A 21,445-nucleotide genomic window follows, 5' to 3' on the forward strand; every position below is an offset into this window, starting at 1 on the left:
GTCACGTTAGCACCGCAGCGGCAAACGTCGACTACGACTTTCGTAGGAAGTTATCAGGACTCCGCCCAACAAAACCTTATGTGATCTATCATAAACAATAGATAAATTACTGTTTTTACGCAAAATCCCTCACCACTCCAGCTCATATTACGCTGGTGATGCCAGATTGCCTGCTACTAATGTCTTAGTCATTTTTTGTCGAATGCATCGACAAAAGCGTGGCCTGACCCACGCCGCCTGACCCTGCTGCCCACTACCAATTGTCTGCTTTCACGCCTGGGGGTTTGAAGCTATGTCCTCCCCCCGCGAACTGGCTTCTGGCGACCGCTTCAGCTTGCTCAGCGTGAAAGCCCCATACGATGGCCAGGCATGACTGGTCACATTTTAGTCGTTTTTCCTGTATAGTCCTTTACACGACGAAGCAATCCAGCCTAAAGCGCTGCTTCTGACCACACCATGCTTTACCTTCAAGCTGCTGAATTAGAACAATAATAACCCTCGCCAGAGGAGTCACCAGCAGCCGCTTCATTGTTAGAGGAGATAACTTATATGAGAGTCGCCATCATCGGTGCCGGCCCAAGCGGGCTCGCTCAACTGCGTGCATTCCAATCAGCCCAGCAACAAGGCTGCGAGATCCCGGAACTCGTCTGCTATGAAAAACAGGCTGACTGGGGCGGACTATGGAACTACAGCTGGCGCACCGGCCTCGATCAGCACGGTGAACCCGTGCACGGCAGCATGTACCGTTATCTTTGGTCAAACGGACCGAAGGAATGCCTGGAGTTTGCCGATTACACCTTCGAAGAACACTTCGGCAAGCCCATTGCCTCCTACCCTCCCCGTGAAGTGCTGTGGGATTACATCAAGGGGCGTGTCGAAAAAGCCGACGTGCGCAAATACATTCGCTTCAACTGCCCGGTTCGCCAGATAACCTACAGCGAAGATACCGAGCAATTCACAGTAGTAGCGCATGACCACGAAGCCGATGTGGTGACAACCGAAATCTATGATCATGTGATTGTCGCGTCAGGGCATTTTTCCACACCCAACGTGCCGGAGTTTGAAGGCTTCGAGCGTTTCAACGGTCGTATACTGCATGCCCACGACTTCCGTGACGCGCTTGAGTTTCGCGGCCTGGACGTTCTGTTGGTAGGCAGCAGCTATTCCGCCGAGGACATCGGTTCACAGTGCTACAAGTACGGCGCGCGTAGCATCACCACCAGCTATCGCACCCGCCCGATGGGTTTTGAATTTCCAGACAACTGGGAAGAAAAGCCGCTATTGCTCAGAGTCGATGGCAATACCGCTTACTTCAAGGACGGAACATCCAGGCGAATCGATGCAATTGTTCTCTGCACCGGCTATTTGCACCATTTCCCGTTTCTGGACGAGTCGCTGCGACTGAAGACCAATAACCGCCTGTGGCCGCTAGACCTGTACCAGGGTGTGGTATGGGAGAACAATCCGAAGCTGTTCTATCTCGGCATGCAGGATCAGTGGTACACCTTCAATATGTTCGACGCGCAGGCCTGGTATGTGCGGGACGTTCTCCTCGGTCGAATCGCACTGCCGGATCAGACGGCGATGCGCCAGGATAGTCAGGCGTGGCGCGAGCGTGAAGAAGCGCTCGATACCGACGAAAGCATGATCGAATTCCAGGGTGACTACGTACGCACGCTGATCGACCAGACTGACTACCCGAGCTTTGATATCGACGGTGTAAACAAGACCTTCCTGGTGTGGGAGGAGCACAAGCACGAGAACATCATGACCTTCCGTGACTACTCCTACCGTTCACTGATGACCGGCACCATGGCGCCGCGGCACCATACACGTTGGCTGGAGGCGATGGATGATTCCCTGGAGGCCTATCTTGCGGAACCGGAAAAACGCAGCACCACGTCTTCTACCCGCGAGTCTGTCAAAACAGTCTGAGGTCAGGCTAGCGACTTGATTATCTGACCAATGCTGCTGAGCTCTGCAGCAAGCCCGCCTTGTGCGGGCTTGCTGCGTTATGGGTTGTGCAATCCAGGACAAGCATCCAGATGCAAACGTATGCCTGCAAAGCTATTCAGCATCTCAGCGAATCTATCTCGCGTATAGGTACACCCATATCCCGCCAGTGGGCCGGGTGACAGCTGAACAACAGAATCTGATGACGCTGGGCTGCGTCGAACAGGATGCGCTTCATTTGAGCAAAGCGTTGAGCGTCACTATGTACCAGCGCATCGTCGAGAATAATCAACGTCGGGCGCCCTGCTTCCTTTAGCAGGTCTGCGTAGGCGAGCCGACTGATCAACCCCATCTGTTCACGCGCGCCGAAACTGAGCAGATCAAAATCTCCGCGTTCCTGACCCGCACGCACCAACTGCCCCGGCACCAGATTCTCGTCGACCTCCACCGCCGCCTGCGGAAACAACAACTGCAAATAGTGGTTCAGATGTTTCTGAAGCGGCGCCTGAAGTTGCCGCGTAAGTGCCTGGCGCTTGCTGTGTAGCAGGCTAGCCAAGAGGCTGAGCGCTCCGGCACGCTGCTCGAACTGCTGCATCCGGCGTCGCTGCGACGCATACTCCGCAGCGGTCTTGCCCCGGCGCTCTTCCAGCCCGTCGGCATCCTGCGCCTGGAGCTGACTCTGCAGGCGGATGATCTCTTCCTTGCGCTGTTGGTTTGTCAACTGAAGCTGAGCCGCACTGGCCTGAAAGCGTTTGATATCCTGCTGCAGGATATCCGGTCTAGCGGTCTCGATAAGCTTGGCGCGATTATCGAGGCCCTGTTCAAGCTGGGCCTGTTCATGGCGCAGCACAGTAAGTGTTTCGTTACAGTCGCGCTCTTGTTGCTGGCGCTGCGGACTGGCCAGACGCGCCTCAAGCTGGCGACATTCGTGCTCGGCGGTGTGCAGTGCCTGTTGGCACTGAATCAGCCTTTCCTGTAGTTGACGCTCGGCCAGTTCGGCTTCGCGCAGCGCAACGGATGCTTGCTCCAGTTGCTGTTCAGCCACGTCAGGCTGGTTTACATCGGTTGTGAGATCGCCTGCAGGCTGTGCCAGCAACTCCGTTTCGACCTGCCGTACCTGCTCGCGCAGCAACGCCAACTCCTGCTGCAGGGTTCCGACGCCTTGGGGCGCATGGAGTTCCAGCATACGTTCATTGCCGTTGATTTCAGTGCGCAGCGCTCGGGTCTGTTCGACCCGCTGCACCGCCTGAGCGATATTGTCCAGCTGCGCTGCGTCAAGCTCGGCGGCCAACTGCTCACGCGCCCGATCAAGCTGGCGCGCCAGCTCATTGAGATCCTGGCCGCCAGGTGCGATTGTCAGTTTTCCAATGCCCTTGATATGCAGCTCGGTCTTCTGCAACAGGCGCCGCTCACCCTTCCCGCTCAGCACCTCACCATCGAGTATTAACCGGGGCTCCGCATCGAGATCGAATTCCAGTACCGTAGCGATGCTTTGCTGGCGTATCTCCAGATCCCGCAGCGCGTTGGCGAGTTGCTGCAGCCTTTCAAGTTTCTTGTCACCCAGCTGCACCGCCGCGAGTTCGCGTTTTTGGTTCTGAAGCGTGGCATCCAGCGCTGTAGCCTGGTCGAAGGCGGAAGTCAGCTTCACCAACTGGTTACTGAGAGTTTGCCGTTTGAGTTCGAGCCCGCGACGCTGCGCCTGTTGCCGGCTGGCCCGATCAACAGCGCGAGCCAGGTCGTAGGCGGTAGTTGCCTGCTTCAGCGCCTCTCGGGTGCTCAGCTGCTGTTCAGCGAGTTCCTCCGCCTGCTGATGAAGTACATCGCGCGTGCTTTTGCGCTCCGCCAACTCATCAGCTTGTGTCTGGAAGCCGTGCAGCTGCTCGATCACTACCTGCATGTGGTGGCGGCATTTGAGCAATGCTTGCTCGTCTGCGCTTTGCAGCTCTCCCAGCTGCTGGACCTGTGCATATTTTGCCTCTGCCTCAGCTTGCTGAGCACGTAGTGCTTCCCAGGGACGCTCGACATCATCCAGTGCCTGCTGGGCGGTCAGTTCGCTCAGGCGATCGACCTGTAACTGATAGCGGCTCACGCTCTCATCCAGATCCCCCAGCGTTTGAGATAGCGTTTCTACCTGTTCCAGTGCCTCTCGATAACGGCCACGAGGCTTGCCGGTTCGAGTCAGCAATTCTCCCAGTTCGCCCTCCACATGGCTGAGCACTTCGTCACCGCTGCTACTGGTGACTTCGCCCAGAGTTGCACCGAGCACGGACTTGAGGTGGTCACCGGCAAACGCCACAGCTGATCGCAGCTCATGACCGCTGCCCTGTTCAATCCATAACAGCCCAGGGATGCCCCAGTACTCCGACTTGCTGGCGCCCCGCCCGGGGAACTGAAAGCCAAGCATGGCGGCCAGACGATCTTCAGCTTCGTCGCCGGACAGAATTTCTTCTCCGATGCTGAGATCGCAGCGTTTACGCGCCAGGAAGCGCTTCTTTAACCGGAACGCCTCACCGGCATGTTCAAATTCAAGCTCGATTTCAGGGGCGGCGCCGGAATCGCCCCACGGGCGCAAATCATCAACACTGCTGGAACGATGCCGCTCAAAGAACGCCGCGCGGATGCCGGCGGCGATCGTGCTCTTGCCTGACTCGTTTGGGCCGCAAAAAAGGTTCAACCCTGGGTCGAGCTTTCTTATTTCAACGGCCTGCCGGAACTGGCGAAACTGGTTGATGCGCAGATAGCCCAGCTTCATTGCGCTCCCTCTTCGCCCTGTCGGTCACGCAACAGTCCTGAAAGAATCACCAGCGCCTCCCTGGCCGTACCTGCTGCGTCGCCCTGTTGCGCCTGACGCAGCTCTTCAATCACTTCCCCGAGGTAGCCGTCAGCATGTAACCCGCCAATGTCGGCCTCGGTGGGATACAACCGAAGCTCCTGCAGATCATATTCGAGATACCGGTGGAACGCCTCGGCCCTGCTCAGCGCCTGATGCAGACGTTGCTCTCCCGCCAAATCCAGGTGACCGGACAAGGCGATACTGAGTACGGATGGCTGAACCAGTTGTTGTAACTGCTCGGTGAACAGATCCAGATCCGAAGGCAGATCGAGTTGCTGATGCCACTGCAGCCATGGGAACTGTCCGATAGCAGTCGCCGTTACCTGCGGTTCGCTGCCGGGGCGTTCAATGCTGACATCCAATAGCTGACCAGCACCGTTGCTTTTGAAGCGATCCTGCTCCGGCGTACCGCTATACCAGGTGCGCGCATCGATACGCTTGCAACCATGCCAGTCACCCAGCGCCAGATAGTCGAGATTGGCACGCTCGGCCCGATCCGGCGCAATAGGGTTTGGCGAGTCGATATCCTCAGCCAGAATGCCCTGGACGCTGCCATGTGCGATGCCGATACGCAGCAGCCCCGGTGGCGTCTCGGCATGCTCGAACCATTCGGTGAGGTCAATATAGGTATGCCGCTGCGTGAGCGGAGCTGCCAGAATCGCCAGGTGCTGCTCAGCAAAAACCAGCACACCCGGCTGCAGCGCAACGTGCACATTGTCGGGAATTGCCCCGAGCCGCTCGGCGCGGGTCCAGACACTTTCAGCCAGCGCGGCGTCGTGATTGCCCGGAATCATTATCCAGAGCCCTGCATAGCCTTGCATGGCCATGAACAGACGGCGGATGGTCCGGTCCGAAACCGTTTGCGCATCAAACACATCGCCGGCAACCAGTACTGCATCGACTCCCTGCTCATTGGCCAGGCGCGCGATACGCTCCACTGTACTGATCCGCGTTTCTGCAAGAACAGGCCCGTCTTCCGGGCCAAAACGCTCATATTGTCGGCCGATCTGCCAATCGGCGGTGTGCAGAAAACGCGGCATCAGATGTCCTTGAGCTCTTACTATCCAGCAACGCGGCGTCCGGCAAGCAGATAGTGATGTATGGGTCTCAGGCTGGCTGAAGCGTCGCCATATCGATTACAAATCGGTATTTGACGTCGCTCTTCAGCATGCGCTCGTAAGCTTCGTTAATCTGTTCCATCGAGATCATCTCGATATCCGAGACGATACCGTGTTTGGCACAGAAATCGAGCATCTCCTGCGTTTCGGCAATGCCGCCAATCAGTGAGCCGGCAAGTCGGCGCCGACGGAATATCAGGCCAAAGACGTCTGGCGACGGGTGTGGCGTGGCAGGCGCACCTACCAGCGTCATGGTCGCATCACGCTTGAGCAAGGCCATGAAGGCATCGAGATTGTGCGGCGCGGCCACCGTATTGAGGATGAAGTCGAAACTATCGCGATGCGCGTCCATTTCGTCCTGGTTTTTCGACACCACCACTTCGCTCGCACCCAGACGCAGCGCATCCTGCTTCTTGTCCGGCGAGGTAGTAAAGAGTACTACCCTTGCCCCCATTGCGTTGGCGATTTTAACTGCCATGTGGCCAAGGCCGCCGAGCCCGACTACGCCAACTTTCTGACCCGGCCCTACTTTCCACTGACGCAGCGGCGAGTAGGTGGTAATGCCTGCGCAGAGTAACGGTGCCACAGCAGCCAGATTCTCTGTGTGGCTGATGCGCAGGACGAATTTCTCGTCGACTACGATCTTGCTGGAGTAACCGCCATAGGTGTTCTCGCCGCCGGCAACCGGGCCGTTATAGGTACCGGTGAAGCCGTTCTCGCAATATTGCTCCAGACCATCGGAACAGGACGCGCAGGACTGGCAACTGTCGACCATACAGCCTACGCCAGCAATGTCCCCGACCTTGAAGCGACCGACCTGCGAGCCAACCGCCGATACACGGCCGACGATTTCGTGGCCTGGTACGGACGGATAAAGCGTGTTGTTCCACTCGTTGCGTGCGGTGTGCAGGTCCGAGTGGCAGACGCCGCAATAGAGGATATCGATCTGAACATCCTGAGGGCCAGGCGTACGGCGTTCGAAACGAAAAGGCGCCAGCGGCGTATCAGCATTTGTCGCGGCATAGCCAAGTGCATCAGTCATGGGGTATCTCCTGCAGAAAGGTGAGACAGCGCGTTGTGTCATATCTCGACTCAGGGCATGGCTTGCAGTTCCGCGCACGGACTTCCATCGCCATCTGATGCTATATGGAAAGCCGCAATCGGGACCTGCATTTCCATGAGCGTATTAAAGTCGCCTTGCTTGCATGCTGTAGTGCCGCATTCAGCTTTACGGCGCTTCTTCGTCCAACGCTGCCAGCGCGTCGGCGTTGTTCTTGAACGCTTTGGCGAAGATATCCCGGCGCTTTGCCATGTAGAGACTCGCCTCCTCAGCCTGCTGTTCTGATAATGAGGGAACGGCTTTAAGCAAAACGTCGCCCAACGCTTCGGCCAGTTCCAGCATTTTATCGTGACGGTCGGCTTCGGCTTTATCCATGAATAGCTGCTCCGGGTCTCTACTGCTTCGATACACAATTTCAACGGCCATGCTTCACCTCAGGCTGTACGTGAGTCCTTTTGTACCGGGATCAGGCAAACACTGTCCGCGATCTCGGCCGGGACATTGTACTGTATAGGCATACAGCATCATAGAGGGGCAGCCGCATCTGCCAGGCTCAAGGCCCGGCAGCTACATGGTTATAGCGAGGAGAGACTTGCTGAGGCTACGAGCAGACCGGGCCGGCTGGTTTGACAGGCGCTGTCTGACGACCAGCGATAGGAGCACTGAGTATCTTGTATACGTCACTCCACATCGCCTGGGACTGTTTTTTCAGCGCGTCGGAACGCAACATCAGGCGGACTGAAAGCTCCTGAGAGCGCTGTTTATCGGTCAAATATTCCAGCACGTAGTCCAGTTCTTCGTCGGACATGCTGATATCCAGGATACCGGGCTCGAATCCATAATCCGCAAACAGCATCTGATATTTGTGGCTCCATCCTGTGGCAAGCGACGGGACGCCCTGTGACAGGGCGCTGACCAGGCCGTGGAATCGGCTACCGACCGTGCCCCGACAGGCACCCAGGATACCTTTGATGGCAAGCGGATTGGCTTCTATGACGACCGGGATTCCGCCCACAGCCTGAGAGACCTCGCGGGCCAGGTTCAGGTCATCCTCGCCTTCATGAACGAGCATGAAAGGCCTGGCGCCCTTGTCGAGCAGCATCTTAGCGGCGCGTTTCAGGAAGGGCACATAGCCCTTGGCTACCGCTTCGCTGGTCTTGTCCATCATCCGATAGTTCGGAACGATGGCGATCTGGTGGGTCGCGGGATCGAAATAGTCGGGCACCGTGCCTTCCAAAAGGTTGGTGAAATCCGGGCACATCTTGATCTTGTCCTGCTCGCCGACGATGTCGGTGAGATACTTGTAGGAGACCGGTTCGCGGGCAAAGATCAAGTCACAGTTGCCGACGAATTCCTTTACCGCAGCCTTGCTCCGGTCATCCCGAAAGGGGCCGAACGCCTGGGGCATGAGGATGACCTTGGTGCCGCGCTTTTTCCAACGACGGCTGGCACGGGCGAGCTCTTCAGACAGTTCGGCGCCCCACTGATCGGTATAGGCGAAACCCGCTGCATCCAGGACCACGTCAATTTCACTGTCCAGCACTACGCCATACATTTCACGCAGACGGGACGGAACGAAGGCAGCCAGATCACCGAAAGGAATGTTTTTACGCCACAGCCACGCCTTCTGGTACAGGCCAAGCTCGGCTCGGCCACGGTAAGGATAGGGACCGGTTTCTCGGCTCGGTTCCATGACGAGCCTGGCGTTGGGGCAATTACGGCGAAGTTGTTGCACCACTGCATGCAGCATCAGCTCGGCGCCCTTGTTTACAAACCCGGCCTTTCGGATTTCGATATTCATACTAACCTCGCCTCAATTCTTTGATCGTCTCGGGCACGCTGATGAACGCATGAAACATCATGCTCTTGCTCATCATCACGAACAACGCCCGAGTCTTGCTGGACAGCAGCAGGCTGAAATAACCTGCTATGGAATAGGAAATCAACGTAGCAACCGCTGCCCCGGCTACGCCATGACTTCCTATTAAAAAGTAATTCAAAACAATATTGCTGATCGCGCCTAGCCCCTGGGTAAGCAGAGAAAATATGAAGACTTCTTCCATGATGATCCATTTGCTGAACAAGGCCCGCATGAAGACGAATATTGATGCGAATATATGTACTGACAGCACTTGGGCTGCAGCGGAGTACGCATCGCCATACAGCAGATCAATTACCCAGTCGGAAAGCAGAAACACGACGACCGACAAACAGAAGGCTGAAAGAAACAGCAGATCGAAGATAACCTGCATCAGTTTTTTGTATTTCTCTTTATTGTGATCCCGAACGTCAATTATCTTCGGGAAGATGGAAGCCATCAATACTGTCGGAATGAGGTACCAGGCTTCAGATAATTTGGAAGCCGCCGCATATTGACCCACCGCATTGTCACCCAACATATACTGCAACATGATCTGATCTACTTTGAGGTAGATCACAGCAGACAGCGAACCCAGAAAAATAAGAAAGCTCTTGCCAAGCAATTCCTTGCTCAGGGACCAGGAGAAATCGAAGCGGAAGGAGCGCTTCAGTGCCAGGGCATAGATAACCAGAATCAGCGAGGTCAACATGATAATGACCACATGCGCGGCGGCGATCCATACCAGCCCCAATCCCGCGACAGCGAGGATGATCTTGAGTCCGTTTCCGCCCAGCTGGCCAACTGCGCCGGCGATCGCGGCATATTTCGCCTTGACCCGCGCCTGAAACCAGTCGATCAACACTTCAAAGGGTGTGAAAAACAGCGCCAGGCCAATCAGGGCCAACACCAGAAAATCGCGGTCCTCGCCAATGAACCAGGTACCGATCAATATCGCATAGGCGATGAAGGATGCGGCCACCTTGGTCATGAATACTGACGAGAGGATGCGGTCTTCCTGATCAGGTCTTACCCGCAACTCCTTGACCACCAGACCGGTGAGACCGAGGTGGCAAACAATTGTCAGCAAAGCCACCAGGGATAGTGCGTAATTAAGGTATCCAAAATCACCCGGGCCCAGGTAGCGTGCCAGCACGACGGTCGCAGTGAGGCCAACGGCCAGCATCAGGATCTTTTCGCCGAGCATCCAACCGGAATTGGAAAGGTAGCGCCTGAACTCCTGTAACTTGAGTTCCTTCATTCGCCGTGGGCGCCAAGACTGCTATACACGCGCGCCTCGTCGAGGGAAAGCTTCTGTGAATAAGGCACCAGACCTTCTTCTGCAGCGTAGCCAACAGAAATGAACATCACGATGCGCTCATCCGGCTCAAGGTGAAGCAGTTTGGTGGCAGCATCTTCCCGCTCGGGGATGTCCGGCCAGTTGATCGAACAGGAAGCGACTCCCTGGGTTTCCAGCGCAAACATGAATGACATCGCGGCCAACGCACCGTCGATATATATAACGTGCCGGTCACGCACGTGCGGGTAAGCGCGAAGCCGCCCCACCACCGCAACCATTGCCGGAAAGTTATGGCTGAACCCGGCCACGCCCATAGGCAGCTCTGAGACCTGCGCAACAGAGCCCGGGTCATCAAAGATCATGAATTTGTACGGCTGCCGGTTGCAGGCGCTGGGGGATTGAACAGCCATGGCCACAGCGTTGTCGATGATATCGCGGGGTACCGGGCGGTCCTGATACCAGCGCACCGATCGGCGACGCATGCACAGCTCGGTAAACGACTGAAAGTCCACCGGTGGCGCCTGCATATAAGCAGCAAAGGGTACCCTTTCCGAATCAGGATGCCGCAGACTTGAGGCGCAGGAGTACGGTGAAGGTAGTTCTCGGAAGGCAGCGCGAGCAGCATCGATATCCGGATGATTGCCTGTGGTCTCGAAATACGTCTTGAGCACGTCGTGCGCCCAACTGACTTCATCACGATCCACGGTCCCGGCCAGTGAATCCCGATAGGAATCGACTGTCTGCCTGATGTAGTCAACCGCAAACACATCGCGGCGAGGCTGCATGATCAGTCCTTTCTCGATGCGGTGGACGGCGCGCCTGAGGAAGTAATTGACCGACTCAGCGCCCGACTGATTCTCTTCATGCTGAAGATGACCACCCACCACCGCACGCGCCTCGCGATCAAACGCATCGGAGAAAAAGGCATAATGAAAGCGCCGCAATACAGCTGAGCGAGACAACGCACGTAGCCAGGCGAGCGAAAGTTTTCCTTGATACTGCTTCATACTACGAATGCTTTCAGGCCGCAGCACTTTCTTCAGGGCTACTTTCAGCTTTTCCATTTTTTAACTGCACCATGATTAGTTGATATGCTGCGAACCCCAGACCATGAAGTCTATTTGATGTCACCAAAACATCAAGCTTCGCCAACAAACTTGCCACTTGGCTATCGTTATGATTTCAATGACTAAACTTTAAAGGTATATCGCCGATATGACTTTCCAGAGGGCGCGAAGTTTAGTCGGATCCAGGCATTTTTACAATTTGTATACTCTGTCACATTTTGCGCAGAAATAACGGAAAGAAATGCTTGCTCCTCTCTAGCGAGTTTGCTAAAGAGCGTGCTGACTATGTCTGGTGAACCCAGAAGAAGTGTCGCAGCTTCCTCAGCTTTAGCCAAGTAAAGCCGGGCTAGAGCCCTGCCGGCCTGGATAACGGCCATGACCAGCGATACCGGAAATGGCAACAACTATGCTCGCTGCGCCTTACGGCGTGACACTTCCAACCGCTTACCGGCTCCGAAGGAGTAGCGGGTGCCATCCAGGATGACCGTGTGAGGCCCTGCCCAGTCATCCGGCGCCGCCAGCCTCACGCGATCGTGGGTGATCTCGAGTTCCAGCCAATGCCCTCTGAACCGCAGACGTAACCGCATGGACGAGACCTCTTCGGGCAGGCCGACATCGAGCGAAAGGATATCATCGTGAACCTCCAGTCCGGTCTGGCCGCGCTGGACCAGATCCACTGTGCCTGCCATGGCGCCTAGATGTATTCCCTCAGCAGTCGTACCGCCCTGAACGTCAGCAACATCACTTTCCAGTGCCTCGTTCAGTAATGCCCAGGAATGACGGCGGTCTCGTCGCGCCAGGACCCATGAGGAAACGATTCGACTGAGCGTCGACCCATGGGAGGTGCGCTTTTCGTAATATTCGATGCTGCGCGTTTTCCACCCGTCATCCAGTTGATACCCAAGCTGCACAAAAAGGTTATCCAGCTCATGCGCCGAGAACAGGTAGAGCAACATCAATACATCTGCCTGCTTGGATGCCTTGTAACGATTGACTGTATCGCCCTCCGCTTCCAGCAAACGATCCAGGCGATGTATATCGCCGTACTTCGTTCGATATCCATCCCAGTCGAACTCTTCGAGTTGCTCATAGCCTTCAAACTGGCTGATGACTCCATCATCGTGGAATGGCACAAAGAGCTTGCGACTGATGTCATCCCAGCGATCAGGCTCGGCTGATGACAAGCTTAACGCGGCGCAGAGTTCGTTCTGACACTCTGTACCCACTATCCGGTATGCATCGACTGCGCGCTGCAACAGCCACGCAACCATCACATTGGTATAGGCGTTATTGTCCAGCCCAGGCTCGTCCCGCCATGGATACTGATCGTGGAACTCATCCGGCCCCATTACCCCGCGGATATCGTAGCGCTGGCGTTCCGGATTCCAGGTCACGGCACTGGCCCAGAACCGTGCTATCTCAAACAGCATTTCAGCACCGAAAAAACCCATGAATTCCCGGTCACCGGTAACTTCGTAATAGCGCCAGACGTTGTAGGCTACTGCAGCATTGACATGCCGCTGAAGATAAGTGTGATCTTCGATCCAGCGACCGGACTTGGGATTCAGATGCACCAGCTGGCTTTCTTCGCGGCCATCACTTCCGCTCTGCCACGGGTACATGGCGCCCTTGAATCCGGCTTTAGCGGCTAGCCGGCGCGCTTCATCGAGACGGCGATAACGATAGCGCAGCAATGCGCGGGTTATTTCGGGTATACGAGAGTTGATAAAGGGAAAAATGAACAATTCATCCCAGAAGATATGCCCGCGATACGCTTCGCCATGCAACCCCCGCGCGGGCACGCCAACATCCAGATCGATCGTGTGTAACGAAGCTGTTTGCAGGAGGTGAAATATATGCAGCCGCAGAATCATTTGCGCGCGTTCGGTGCCCTCCAACATCACATCGCAGCGATGCCAAAGTCGCGACCAGGCGCCGGAATGCGATTCAAGCAACTCGGCGAAACGGCCAGATCGCTTGATAGCCTGGCGGGCGGCCAGGGCTGGTTCCGAGATTGCGTTGTCCCGGGAAGTATAAAGCCCGACCACTTTTTCTATCCGGGTTGCCACGCCGCGCTGCGCGTCAAAGCCCAAGGTCTGACCGACATAATCGTCCTCGATAACCAGGCCGCGAGCTACATTCAACCGTTGGCCTTGCCGGTACGCTTCGGTGCGTGCGGCCTGAGCGATACGCAAGCGCGACTGACTGGTTTCGCTCACCAGTTCAATTGCTTCGTCGCCCGCCGACCTCGCAGCCAGAGTGACCAGGTGCGTGCTGGAAAGCTGGCTATAACGCGTTACGCCGGCATTGATGACACGGCCGTCCAGCGCCGAGCAAACCGTCATCCGGCCGCTCCAGTTTTCCGGAGTAATATCCCAGCTCAGCGCGGCCAGGTGGGGATCACTCATGTGTACCAGGCGTCGCGTAACGAGTGTGGTTTCCCTTCCATCACGATCGCGGAACCGCAGGTCGCGTTCCAATACGCCGTTCTTCAGATCAAGCTTCTGCTTGTAGCTCAGCACGTCCACCGCAAGGAGATTGAACCAGTCGCCACCCTCGGGCCGGAAACTCAGACACAGCCAGTTAGGCATGTTGACCAGGTCTTCGTTGACGATTTCTCGTCCAGCTATTTCAGTGGCCAGACGATTGTAGCCGCCGGCAAGATAGGTGCCGGGATAATGCATGTCTCCCGCCTCAGCCTCCTCTGCCGCGCCGCGCGTTGCAAAGTAGCCGTTGCCCAGCGTGCACAGCGCTTCACGAAGGCCCTCCTGGGCCGGTTCGAAGCAGTGATATTCCAGCGACCAGGTAGCCATCAGGATGGCTCCCGAAGCTGTGTGAGTCTGGACAGGAATCCCGCAACAGCGCGTGTATCAACAAGACGATAATGCGCAGCCGTAACACAGGGTTCGGCGGCGACCAGAATGCCAATACCGTTTCGCTCCCGCAACGCGATAAAGGCGTCTTCGTCGGTCTCGTCATCGCCCAGGTAGATCGGTATTACCTGGCCGGGGCGGTCAAGATCAAGTGCGTCCAGCAGCCAGCCCAGTGCCTTACCTTTATCCCAGGCCAGGCTTGGTCGTAGCTCGAATATTTTCTTGCCGCCAGCCCGGCGCAACACCGGAGCGACTTGCGCAATCGCCGCATCGACTGCTGCACTGACGGTTTCGACGTTCACATCCGCAACCAGCCGATAATGCACGGCTATGGCGTAGCGCTTGCGTTCTACCAACGCACCATCAATCGGCGCGAGCTTGTCTCGCAGATGTTTTTCGGCCAGATCCAGCGCAGGAATAACACCTTCGGCCTGCCTGTTTTCCATGCGTAAGCCGTTAGGGCCTTTGATATCGAAGCCGTGGCTCCCAGCGTATATCAGGTTTTCAAGGCCAACCAATTGCTCTACATCCTGGCGGTCACGGCCGCTGATAATCGCTACGGTGTGCCGCTCGGCCAACTGGACCAGCGTTGCGCGGGTCGCGTCGCTCAGGACAGCCAGCTCGGGGCGGTCAACGATCGGCGTGAGGGTTCCATCGTAATCAAGGAAGATGGCCGGCTTCGCGCGTTCCAGCCGCTTGGCGATATCGCTGAACTTTGCCAGGGCATCGGGCAGAGACGATTCGATACATGTGCCCGACAGAACGACCTCCTCCAGATCATCTACAACTTCATGTGCGCCACATTCGAGGAGTTGGTCGCGCAACGTACCGCTGCGGTCTATACCGATAACCAGACGGTAACCCGCGTCGCGCGCTGATCGAACGCCGGACAGCGCATCTTCGACACCAAGCGCTTGCTGCGGCGGCACGCCCAATAATTCAATCGCTTTCTCGAAGATATCCGGATGCGGCTTGCCCTTGAGCCCAAGACGGGTCGATTCCACGCCATCCACTCGCGCGTCGAACAGATCGCATAATCCGGTCTTTTCCAGTATGACCAGGGCGTTCTCGCTCGACGTGACAAGGGCGGTTTTCAGACCGCGTTCGCGGAATTTGCGGATAAGCGCAACCGTGGTGTCGAATATCTCGATCTCGCCTTGCTCGAGGAGCTTTTTGAACAACATATTCTTGCGGTTCCCGAGACCACAAATGGTTTCCTCGTCAGGCGAATCTTCAGGCGTACCGTACGGCAGCCCTATGCAACGGGATTCGAGAAAGCTTGTGACGCCTTGATAGCGGGGCTTGCCATCGACGTAGCGAAGGTAATCGGTGTGAACATCGAAGGGCAGAAAAGGATCGCCCCCCTGCGCGGCCCTCTCGAAAAGATAGGAGTCGAACAATGCCTTCCAGGCAGCGCTATGGACTGTGGCGGTTCGTGTAACCACCCCGTCCAGGTCAAATACAGCGGCACGGAATGCTGCGGTTTCGATGGTAACCATACTCGCCCCCTGACTTGGCAGCTGGCATCAATAGGTGCCAATGGAGTGTAGTCGTTCCGAGCAATCTTACTATCGAATGGCCGGCTGGTCGCGGCGGTTTCGCCAATGCTCGTCCGCGATCCTTAGCCCATTATTCAGCGGTCATTCCCTGCGTCTGTAGGCGCCACAGGGTATCGAACTCACCAGCCAGGTTGCGCAACTCCTGGGGCGAGCCATCCTCCACAAGCTGTCCGTTCTTGAGCACAATGATCCGGTCGAAGGCGCCCAAGGTAGAAAGCCGGTGGGCCACAGCAATCACGGTACGGTTCTGCACCAGATTATTGAGTGCGACCTGAATCTCCGCTTCCGACTGGGTATCCAGCGCCGAGGTTGCCTCATCCAGGACCAGGATCGGGGCATTCTTGAGAAATGCCCGGGCAATCCCGAGACGCTGCCGCTGCCCCCCGGAAAGCATCACCCCCCTCTCTCCTACCTGCGTGTCATAACCCTGGGGAAGCTCACGGATAAACTCGTCGCAGAATGCCTGACGCCCAGCTTCGAAAACTTCGCCGTCAGTGGCATCGGGGCGGCCATAGCGAATGTTCTCGCGAATACTGCGGTTGAACAACGCGGTCTCCTGCGGAACAACGGCGATTTTCTCACGCAGGCTGTCCTGGCTGACGCTGCGTATATCCTGCCCGTCAATGAGGATGCGTCCGCTCTGCACGTCGTCCAGGCGCTGGATGAGGTTGATCAGTGTGGATTTACCGGCCCCGGAAGGTCCGACGATTCCCACTTTCTGGTCCGGGTTGATAAGCAGGCTGAAACCATCGAATACCCGACGGTTTCCAGGATAGCTGAAGCTTATGTTATCGAACTGGATTTCGCCTTCCGCTAACGCCAGAGGGGCGGCCGGGTCTTTGAGCCCATGGGGTTGCACAATGATGCGCAAAGTGTCATCGATCGCCCCGATCTGCTGCGTGGTATCAACCAACGCCAAAGCCAGATCACGCGAGCCATGCAGTATCCGAAAAGTCAGCGCGCTGACTAGCACCACATCGCCCGCGGTAACCTGGCCCGACGACCATAGCGATATGGCCCAGATCAACATCCCGCCAGCCATTACCGCAAGGCATATGTCATGTAGAACGCGGGCCTTTTCGAGATACATCCAGCTTCGGCGCTGAGCCAGGGCTTCATAGCCAATCTCCGCAGCCAGACGCTCGCTTTCCCTGTCTCGGGCCGAAAAGGCCTTGATCGTCCAGACGTTGGACACGGCATCAACCAGTTCCCCGCCCACTCGCGCAGCTTGCGCCGCGAACCGCTGATGCTTGGCGCGCCCCTGGATTCCGAAGCCAGTGATCAACGCGGCGACAATGGCGACAAATAGAACGAGTGCTACAGCCATGCGCCAGTCCACCGTGAACAGCAATACCACGGCGCCGAGAAAATCGACTATTGGAGGTATGATTTTCCACGCAAGCCCGCCGTAAATCGCTCCTGCCGAGGCACCGAGTGCCGAAATACGGTTCCCCAGCGACCCGGCAAAATGCTCGTGAAAATATCGCATCGGGTGTCCGGTGAGATGCTTGAACAGATCTACCCGAATATCCACGACACTAGCGATGACGGCGCGACACCCGAGCCAGCCGCCTAACCGCCAGAGTACGTTTTCGATAACTATCAGGCTCAGAAACAATGTCAGAGGAAACCACACCGAGGCAGTCGCCCGGTTACCTTCCGCCATCGCATCAACCAGCAGCTTCATCCCGTACTGTACGGCAACAGCGCACCCAGCCGCCCCCACAATCAGTAAAAACAATCCTCCGAAATGCCACGGCCGCTGGACGATGTAGTGCCAGAGGAATGCCACCGGCCGATTGGGTAATGTGGGCTCGGAAATCGTGGCTGGGCTTTCGAAACTATTCATGGCCGAGGCTGGTTAATATGGCCGGCACGAGTAAGGGATCGAAGCGCGCCTGCTGGGTTTTTAACCCTTCTGCCAGACCCTGATGTATCGGGCGCTTGCCATCAGCGTCCGGAAAGCCGAAAAGGCCCACCGGACAGTGACGTTCGTCCGTCCAACCCGGATAATCCACTATGGGATACAGGCAGATTCCTTCAACAGGAACGCCGTGCTGCATGGCCAGCCAGACCTGCTCGCCAACATAGCGCAACCAGTCTCCACGCAAGTCCCCTTCTGCGCCGGTCTCCGCCACTAGCAGCGGCCGTTTGTAGCGGTGATATATCTCGCTCAGGATGCCCCTCAACGGACGATAATCGGGGCTGCCCCGCTCAATCACCGGTCCGTTGAGATACCACTGATTATCGGAGTAATAATTGACCCCGATGATATCCAGATAGTGCGGCGCGCCGCCCAGTCCAGGCCATAGTTCACCGCAAAGCATATCCCACACCTGGAACTGGGAGAGGCGGAAGTTCTCCGCGTCGCGCACCGGACCAGGACGGTCATTCGAAGCGATGACATGAATTGCAGGGTCGACCTGAACAAAACGTGCGCGAGGATCGACCGCGCGTATCGCGTCCATAGCTGCGATAGTTGCTCTGATTAACTGGTGTTTAAGTTCAAAGCCGCGCCCGCGGGCCATCGGATTGAAATAGGCTTCGTCTCCCCCCGCCCATGACCAAAAGGAGATTTCGTTGAGCGGCGAGTAGTACGGTACCGCGTCAGACTCGTCTTTCACCAGCTTCGCAACAGAAGCAGCGTAGCGTGCAAAGCGCTCGACAAATTCTGGTCGCCAGATATCGATGTGATCCGGCCAGCCGTAGTGGCAGAGATCCCAGATCACCTGCGTCCCCTGACGCTCCGCTGCCCTTAACATGGGTAAAAAACTGGACCAGTCGTATCGCCCGGTCGAGGATTCAATGAGGTGCCAGCGCAGACCGTCGCGCACGCTGTTAATGCCGAACTGATGTAACAGCGCATAATCCTGCGAAGCCCATTGTTCGTGCCCGGTGGCATCCAGCATGTCGAGACGTCGGCCATCACTGCGCCTGTGGTTCGAGCATTCGAACCCGCCCAGTAAAAAACTTTCGAACAGACTTGGCTGGTGCATGGGTATTTCCTCTAGCTTCCCTGCCGAGCCGTACTGGGACGCGGAGCCGTAGTGTCGCCCACGGCCGTTCCTGCGTCAGTTCTCTCTTCGATACGCTTGTAAAGCGCCAAAGCCTGGCCCACTACCTGATCCATGTTGTAGTACTTGTAAGTTCCGAGCCGCCCCAGGAAAGTCACGTTGGCAACCGTATCAGCGAGCGTCTGATAACGCCTGTAAAGTTCGGCATTCTGTGGCCGGGGCACCGGGTAGTACGGGTCACCATCGTCCGATGGAAATTCATAGGAGATACTGGTCTTGCGGTGAACCTGACCCGTCAGATGCTTGTACTCGCTGATGCGCGTATAAGGAACGCTTTCGTCCGGATAATTCACAACTGCGACCGGTTGAAAATGCTCCTGGTCCAGCGTCCGATGTTCGAATTTCAGCGATCGGTAAGGTAATTTGCCGAACCTATAATCAAAAAACTCGTCGATCGGGCCGCAATATATCAAGTGATCAAAGGCGACTTCGTCCCGAATCTCGCAATAATCGGTGTTCAGCATTATCTTGATGTTCGGATGATTCAGCATGGCCTCGAACATTCTGGTATAGCCATGCTTCGGCATCTGCTGAAAGGTGTCGTTGAAATAGCGGTCGTCCGTATTGGTACGCGTTGGCACTCGGGAAGTCACCATTCTATCCAGCTGCGACGGGTCCAGGCCCCACTGTTTGCGAGTATAACCGCAGAAGAATTTTTGATATAACTCGCGCCCGATCTGGCTTATAACGACGTCTTCGCTTGTTTTGATATCCTGGACAGGCTCAGCTTTTGAAGAGAGAAACTCGGCGGCCTCGGCATCGCTTGCCAGGTTCAGTTCATACAGTTTGTTTAAAGTCGTTCTATTAATCGGTATGGGTAGCAACTGCTCATCTACCTGCGCAAGAACCCGGTGCTCATAGGATCGCCATTGGGTAAATCGGGAAAGATAATCCACTATCCGCCGGGAATTGGTGTGGAAGATATGTGGGCCGTAGCGGTGGATCAATACCCCCGCATCGTCGTAGAAATCATATGCATTTCCGCCAATATGCGGCCGTCTGTCGACAACCAGCACACGCTTATTCAATCCTGCAGCGAGGCGCTCGGCGATAACGCTGCCAGCAAAACCAGCGCCAACTACGAGGTAATCGAAGCTGGCGGCCCGGTTAGGCTTAAGCTCCTTGAGATTCAGCGTTTGGGAACTGGAGCCACCAGAAAGGGGGCTGGAAACATCATCGAGTGCTCTTATATCTCGCATTTAATTTTCTCCATCATCAGCTCCCAGGTGTGGTCCCAGGACATATCCCCCAATACAGCGTCGGCAGCGTCACAGAGTTTTTCTGGGTCGCTTGCGATCACCAACGCCTTTTGCACCGACTCGACAAAGCGGTCCGGGGAGTCTGCGATGTACACAACCTCCGTATCTCCGTATGTACGGACCACATCCTTGATGGGCGTGGACACCACCGGACAACCGCCGGCCAGAAATTCCGGCGTTTTCGTTGGGCTGATGAAACGAGTAGATTCGTTCAACGCGAATGGCATGATGGCCACGTCCCAACCTGCCAGATACTCAGGCAATTCGTCGTAGGTTTTGGCGCCTAGATAATGAAGATTGGACCGCTGCGGGAGGCTGGCTGGATCAATCTTGACCACAGGCCCTACCAGCACGATGTGCCATTCCGGACGAAGATCTGCAATTTTCTCCACCAAATAGATATCCAGCCGCTCGTCAATGACGCCATAGAATCCAAGACGTGGCCGTGGAATATCAGCCTGATCGAAGGGTTCAGTTTGAATATGCCGTGCAGAAGAGAAATGAGCGATGTCCACGCTGCTTGGGAACGCATGTACGTTGCTGTGGAAATCCCGTTTAGCCTCCCACAAGCTGTAGCCGCCAGTAAAAACCAGATCCGCGCGTCGCAACAATTCCTGTTCGCGCTGGATCATTTCAAGCGGTGCACCGCGGAATGCCGAAAGCTCATCCATGCAATCATAAATCGTCAGCCGAGGACGCAGCCCATCGGTGATATTCAATGCCATCGGGGTATAGAACCACAGGACTGGTTCCTCCACACCTAGCCTGGAAAGATAGTCTTCAAGAAGGTCACGTTGCAGGCGTTGAACCACCGTTTCTGTGCAACCGCGAGGAAGATGCGGCACCAACACCTGGACGCCCTTTTCTTCCGGCCGCACTTCCAGCCAGGCCTGTATGTCATCCGTTACCATTGGTTCTTCAAAAAAAAGGACATTGAAGTCATGGGCGAATCGACACATCAGATGTTGCGGACGCTGGTAGACGAAGTTCCACCGCAGATGGGACATAACCAGAAGAGTGGGTAAATCGTTGGTAAATGGCAGGCCAGTAGCGGTCAGGCCCGAATTGCGAGATTTACCGATATTGGTTTGGTAGGGACCTGCCCAACTCATATTGCACCCTCGATCAACGATCAGCCGGTGCCTACCGGATCCACTATCCAGGCGCACGGCGCTAAGAAGTCAGCGCAGCCATGCGCAGATAGGTAGACCCGATGAGATAAGAAGTACTTGTCCCAGTCGCGACAACACATCAACAGCTCTGTGGGAAGCAACACCCATACCACGGGCGCCTAGCTTATTGACGCAGCGAACAGGAATCGGTTCCCTGGCGTTGAAAGGTTTCGAATCAGGCTAGCAAGGGCCGATTCGTCAACAGGCATAGCGCTTTAGGCTGCTGAGCGTTCTAGAATTGCCTCAGGTCAGCACCCTCCCGTATTTTCCAGGCGCACAAAAGAACACCCCGACCTGTCTCCAGATCGGGGTGTTCTCG

Annotated in this window: 14 protein-coding genes; 1 reads left to right on the forward strand and 13 read right to left on the reverse strand. The window is 56.2% G+C overall.

Annotated elements, in window-relative coordinates; genetic code table 11:
* Positions 1-549: 549 nt before the first annotated feature.
* Positions 550-1,935 carry an NAD(P)-binding domain-containing protein gene (locus tag FZE95_RS14880; RefSeq protein WP_150301653.1) on the forward strand — a complete coding sequence of 462 codons (1,386 nt, stop codon included), beginning with the start codon at positions 550-552 and terminating at the stop codon, positions 1,933-1,935.
* Positions 1,936-2,071: 136 nt separating this feature from the next.
* On the opposite strand, the gene FZE95_RS14885 is transcribed toward FZE95_RS14880, so the two are convergent.
* The 13 genes from FZE95_RS14885 to FZE95_RS14940 form a co-directional block, all read right to left on the reverse strand.
* Complete coding sequence (locus FZE95_RS14885; RefSeq protein WP_150301654.1) at positions 2,072-4,705, reverse strand: AAA family ATPase; 2,634 nt, start codon at positions 4,703-4,705, stop codon at positions 2,072-2,074.
* Positions 4,702-5,826 carry a metallophosphoesterase family protein gene (locus tag FZE95_RS14890; RefSeq protein ID WP_150301655.1) on the reverse strand — a complete coding sequence of 375 codons (1,125 nt, stop codon included), beginning with the start codon at positions 5,824-5,826 and terminating at the stop codon, positions 4,702-4,704. The genes FZE95_RS14885 and FZE95_RS14890 overlap by 4 nt, the downstream gene beginning before the upstream one ends.
* A 67-nt stretch (positions 5,827-5,893) precedes the next feature.
* Complete coding sequence (locus FZE95_RS14895; protein WP_150301656.1) at positions 5,894-6,946, reverse strand: NAD(P)-dependent alcohol dehydrogenase; 1,053 nt, start codon at positions 6,944-6,946, stop codon at positions 5,894-5,896.
* 186 nt (positions 6,947-7,132) lie between these two features.
* Positions 7,133-7,390 carry a YebG family protein gene (locus tag FZE95_RS14900; RefSeq protein ID WP_150301657.1) on the reverse strand — a complete coding sequence of 86 codons (258 nt, stop codon included), beginning with the start codon at positions 7,388-7,390 and terminating at the stop codon, positions 7,133-7,135.
* 175 nt (positions 7,391-7,565) lie between these two features.
* Positions 7,566-8,765 (reverse strand): polysaccharide pyruvyl transferase family protein, encoded by a 1,200-nt coding sequence (locus FZE95_RS14905; RefSeq protein ID WP_150301658.1) that lies wholly within the window; start codon positions 8,763-8,765, stop codon positions 7,566-7,568.
* A gap of 1 nt (position 8,766) precedes the next feature.
* Positions 8,767-10,083 (reverse strand): flippase, encoded by a 1,317-nt coding sequence (locus FZE95_RS14910; RefSeq protein ID WP_150301659.1) that lies wholly within the window; start codon positions 10,081-10,083, stop codon positions 8,767-8,769.
* A complete protein-coding gene (locus tag FZE95_RS14915) occupies positions 10,080-11,186 on the reverse strand; it encodes a nitroreductase family protein (RefSeq protein ID WP_150301660.1) in 1,107 nt (368 codons plus the stop codon). Before FZE95_RS14915 ends, FZE95_RS14910 begins: the two co-directional genes overlap by 4 nt.
* 407 nt (positions 11,187-11,593) lie before the next feature.
* Positions 11,594-14,002, reverse strand: a complete 2,409-nt coding sequence (locus tag FZE95_RS19630; RefSeq protein ID WP_178100993.1) for a glycoside hydrolase family 65 protein — start codon at positions 14,000-14,002, stop codon at positions 11,594-11,596.
* Entirely contained in the window at positions 14,002-15,561 is a 1,560-nt protein-coding gene (gene otsB / locus FZE95_RS19635; protein WP_178100991.1) for a trehalose-phosphatase, read from the reverse strand. Before otsB ends, FZE95_RS19630 begins: the two co-directional genes overlap by 1 nt.
* A gap of 130 nt (positions 15,562-15,691) precedes the next feature.
* Positions 15,692-17,470, reverse strand: coding sequence for an ABC transporter ATP-binding protein (locus FZE95_RS14925; RefSeq protein ID WP_150301661.1), 1,779 nt, complete (start codon positions 17,468-17,470; stop codon positions 15,692-15,694).
* Entirely contained in the window at positions 17,463-18,617 is a 1,155-nt protein-coding gene (locus FZE95_RS14930) for a glycoside hydrolase family 1 protein (RefSeq protein ID WP_150301662.1), read from the reverse strand. The genes FZE95_RS14925 and FZE95_RS14930 overlap by 8 nt, the downstream gene beginning before the upstream one ends.
* A gap of 11 nt (positions 18,618-18,628) precedes the next feature.
* On the reverse strand, positions 18,629-19,894 hold the full coding sequence (glf, locus tag FZE95_RS14935; protein WP_150301663.1) for a UDP-galactopyranose mutase: 1,266 nt from the start codon (positions 19,892-19,894) through the stop codon (positions 18,629-18,631).
* Complete coding sequence (locus FZE95_RS14940) at positions 19,882-21,066, reverse strand: glycosyltransferase family 1 protein (RefSeq protein WP_150301664.1); 1,185 nt, start codon at positions 21,064-21,066, stop codon at positions 19,882-19,884. The genes glf and FZE95_RS14940 overlap by 13 nt, the downstream gene beginning before the upstream one ends.
* Positions 21,067-21,445 lie beyond the last annotated feature (379 nt).

Origin of the sequence: Pseudomonas profundi (assembly GCF_008638305.1) — a bacterium.
GTDB lineage: Bacteria > Pseudomonadota > Gammaproteobacteria > Pseudomonadales > Pseudomonadaceae > Halopseudomonas > Halopseudomonas profundi.

Excerpts from the sequence above, each read along its gene's own strand:
- FZE95_RS14895 (WP_150301656.1), bottom strand. The coding sequence starts at position 6,946 with ATGACTGATGCACTTGGCTATGCCGCGACAAATGCTGATACGCCGCTG.
- FZE95_RS14880 (WP_150301653.1), top strand. The coding sequence starts at position 550 with ATGAGAGTCGCCATCATCGGTGCCGGCCCAAGCGGGCTCGCTCAACTG.
- FZE95_RS19630 (WP_178100993.1), bottom strand. The coding sequence starts at position 14,002 with ATGGCTACCTGGTCGCTGGAATATCACTGCTTCGAACCGGCCCAGGAG.
- FZE95_RS14930 (WP_150301662.1), bottom strand. The coding sequence starts at position 18,617 with ATGCACCAGCCAAGTCTGTTCGAAAGTTTTTTACTGGGCGGGTTCGAA.
- FZE95_RS14940 (WP_150301664.1), bottom strand. The coding sequence starts at position 21,066 with ATGAGTTGGGCAGGTCCCTACCAAACCAATATCGGTAAATCTCGCAAT.
- FZE95_RS14910 (WP_150301659.1), bottom strand. The coding sequence starts at position 10,083 with ATGAAGGAACTCAAGTTACAGGAGTTCAGGCGCTACCTTTCCAATTCC.
- FZE95_RS14890 (WP_150301655.1), bottom strand. The coding sequence starts at position 5,826 with ATGCCGCGTTTTCTGCACACCGCCGATTGGCAGATCGGCCGACAATAT.
- otsB (WP_178100991.1), bottom strand. The coding sequence starts at position 15,561 with ATGGTTACCATCGAAACCGCAGCATTCCGTGCCGCTGTATTTGACCTG.
- glf (WP_150301663.1), bottom strand. The coding sequence starts at position 19,894 with ATGCGAGATATAAGAGCACTCGATGATGTTTCCAGCCCCCTTTCTGGT.
- FZE95_RS14885 (WP_150301654.1), bottom strand. The coding sequence starts at position 4,705 with ATGAAGCTGGGCTATCTGCGCATCAACCAGTTTCGCCAGTTCCGGCAG.
- FZE95_RS14905 (WP_150301658.1), bottom strand. The coding sequence starts at position 8,765 with ATGAATATCGAAATCCGAAAGGCCGGGTTTGTAAACAAGGGCGCCGAG.
- FZE95_RS14900 (WP_150301657.1), bottom strand. The coding sequence starts at position 7,390 with ATGGCCGTTGAAATTGTGTATCGAAGCAGTAGAGACCCGGAGCAGCTA.
- FZE95_RS14925 (WP_150301661.1), bottom strand. The coding sequence starts at position 17,470 with ATGAATAGTTTCGAAAGCCCAGCCACGATTTCCGAGCCCACATTACCC.
- FZE95_RS14915 (WP_150301660.1), bottom strand. The coding sequence starts at position 11,186 with ATGGAAAAGCTGAAAGTAGCCCTGAAGAAAGTGCTGCGGCCTGAAAGC.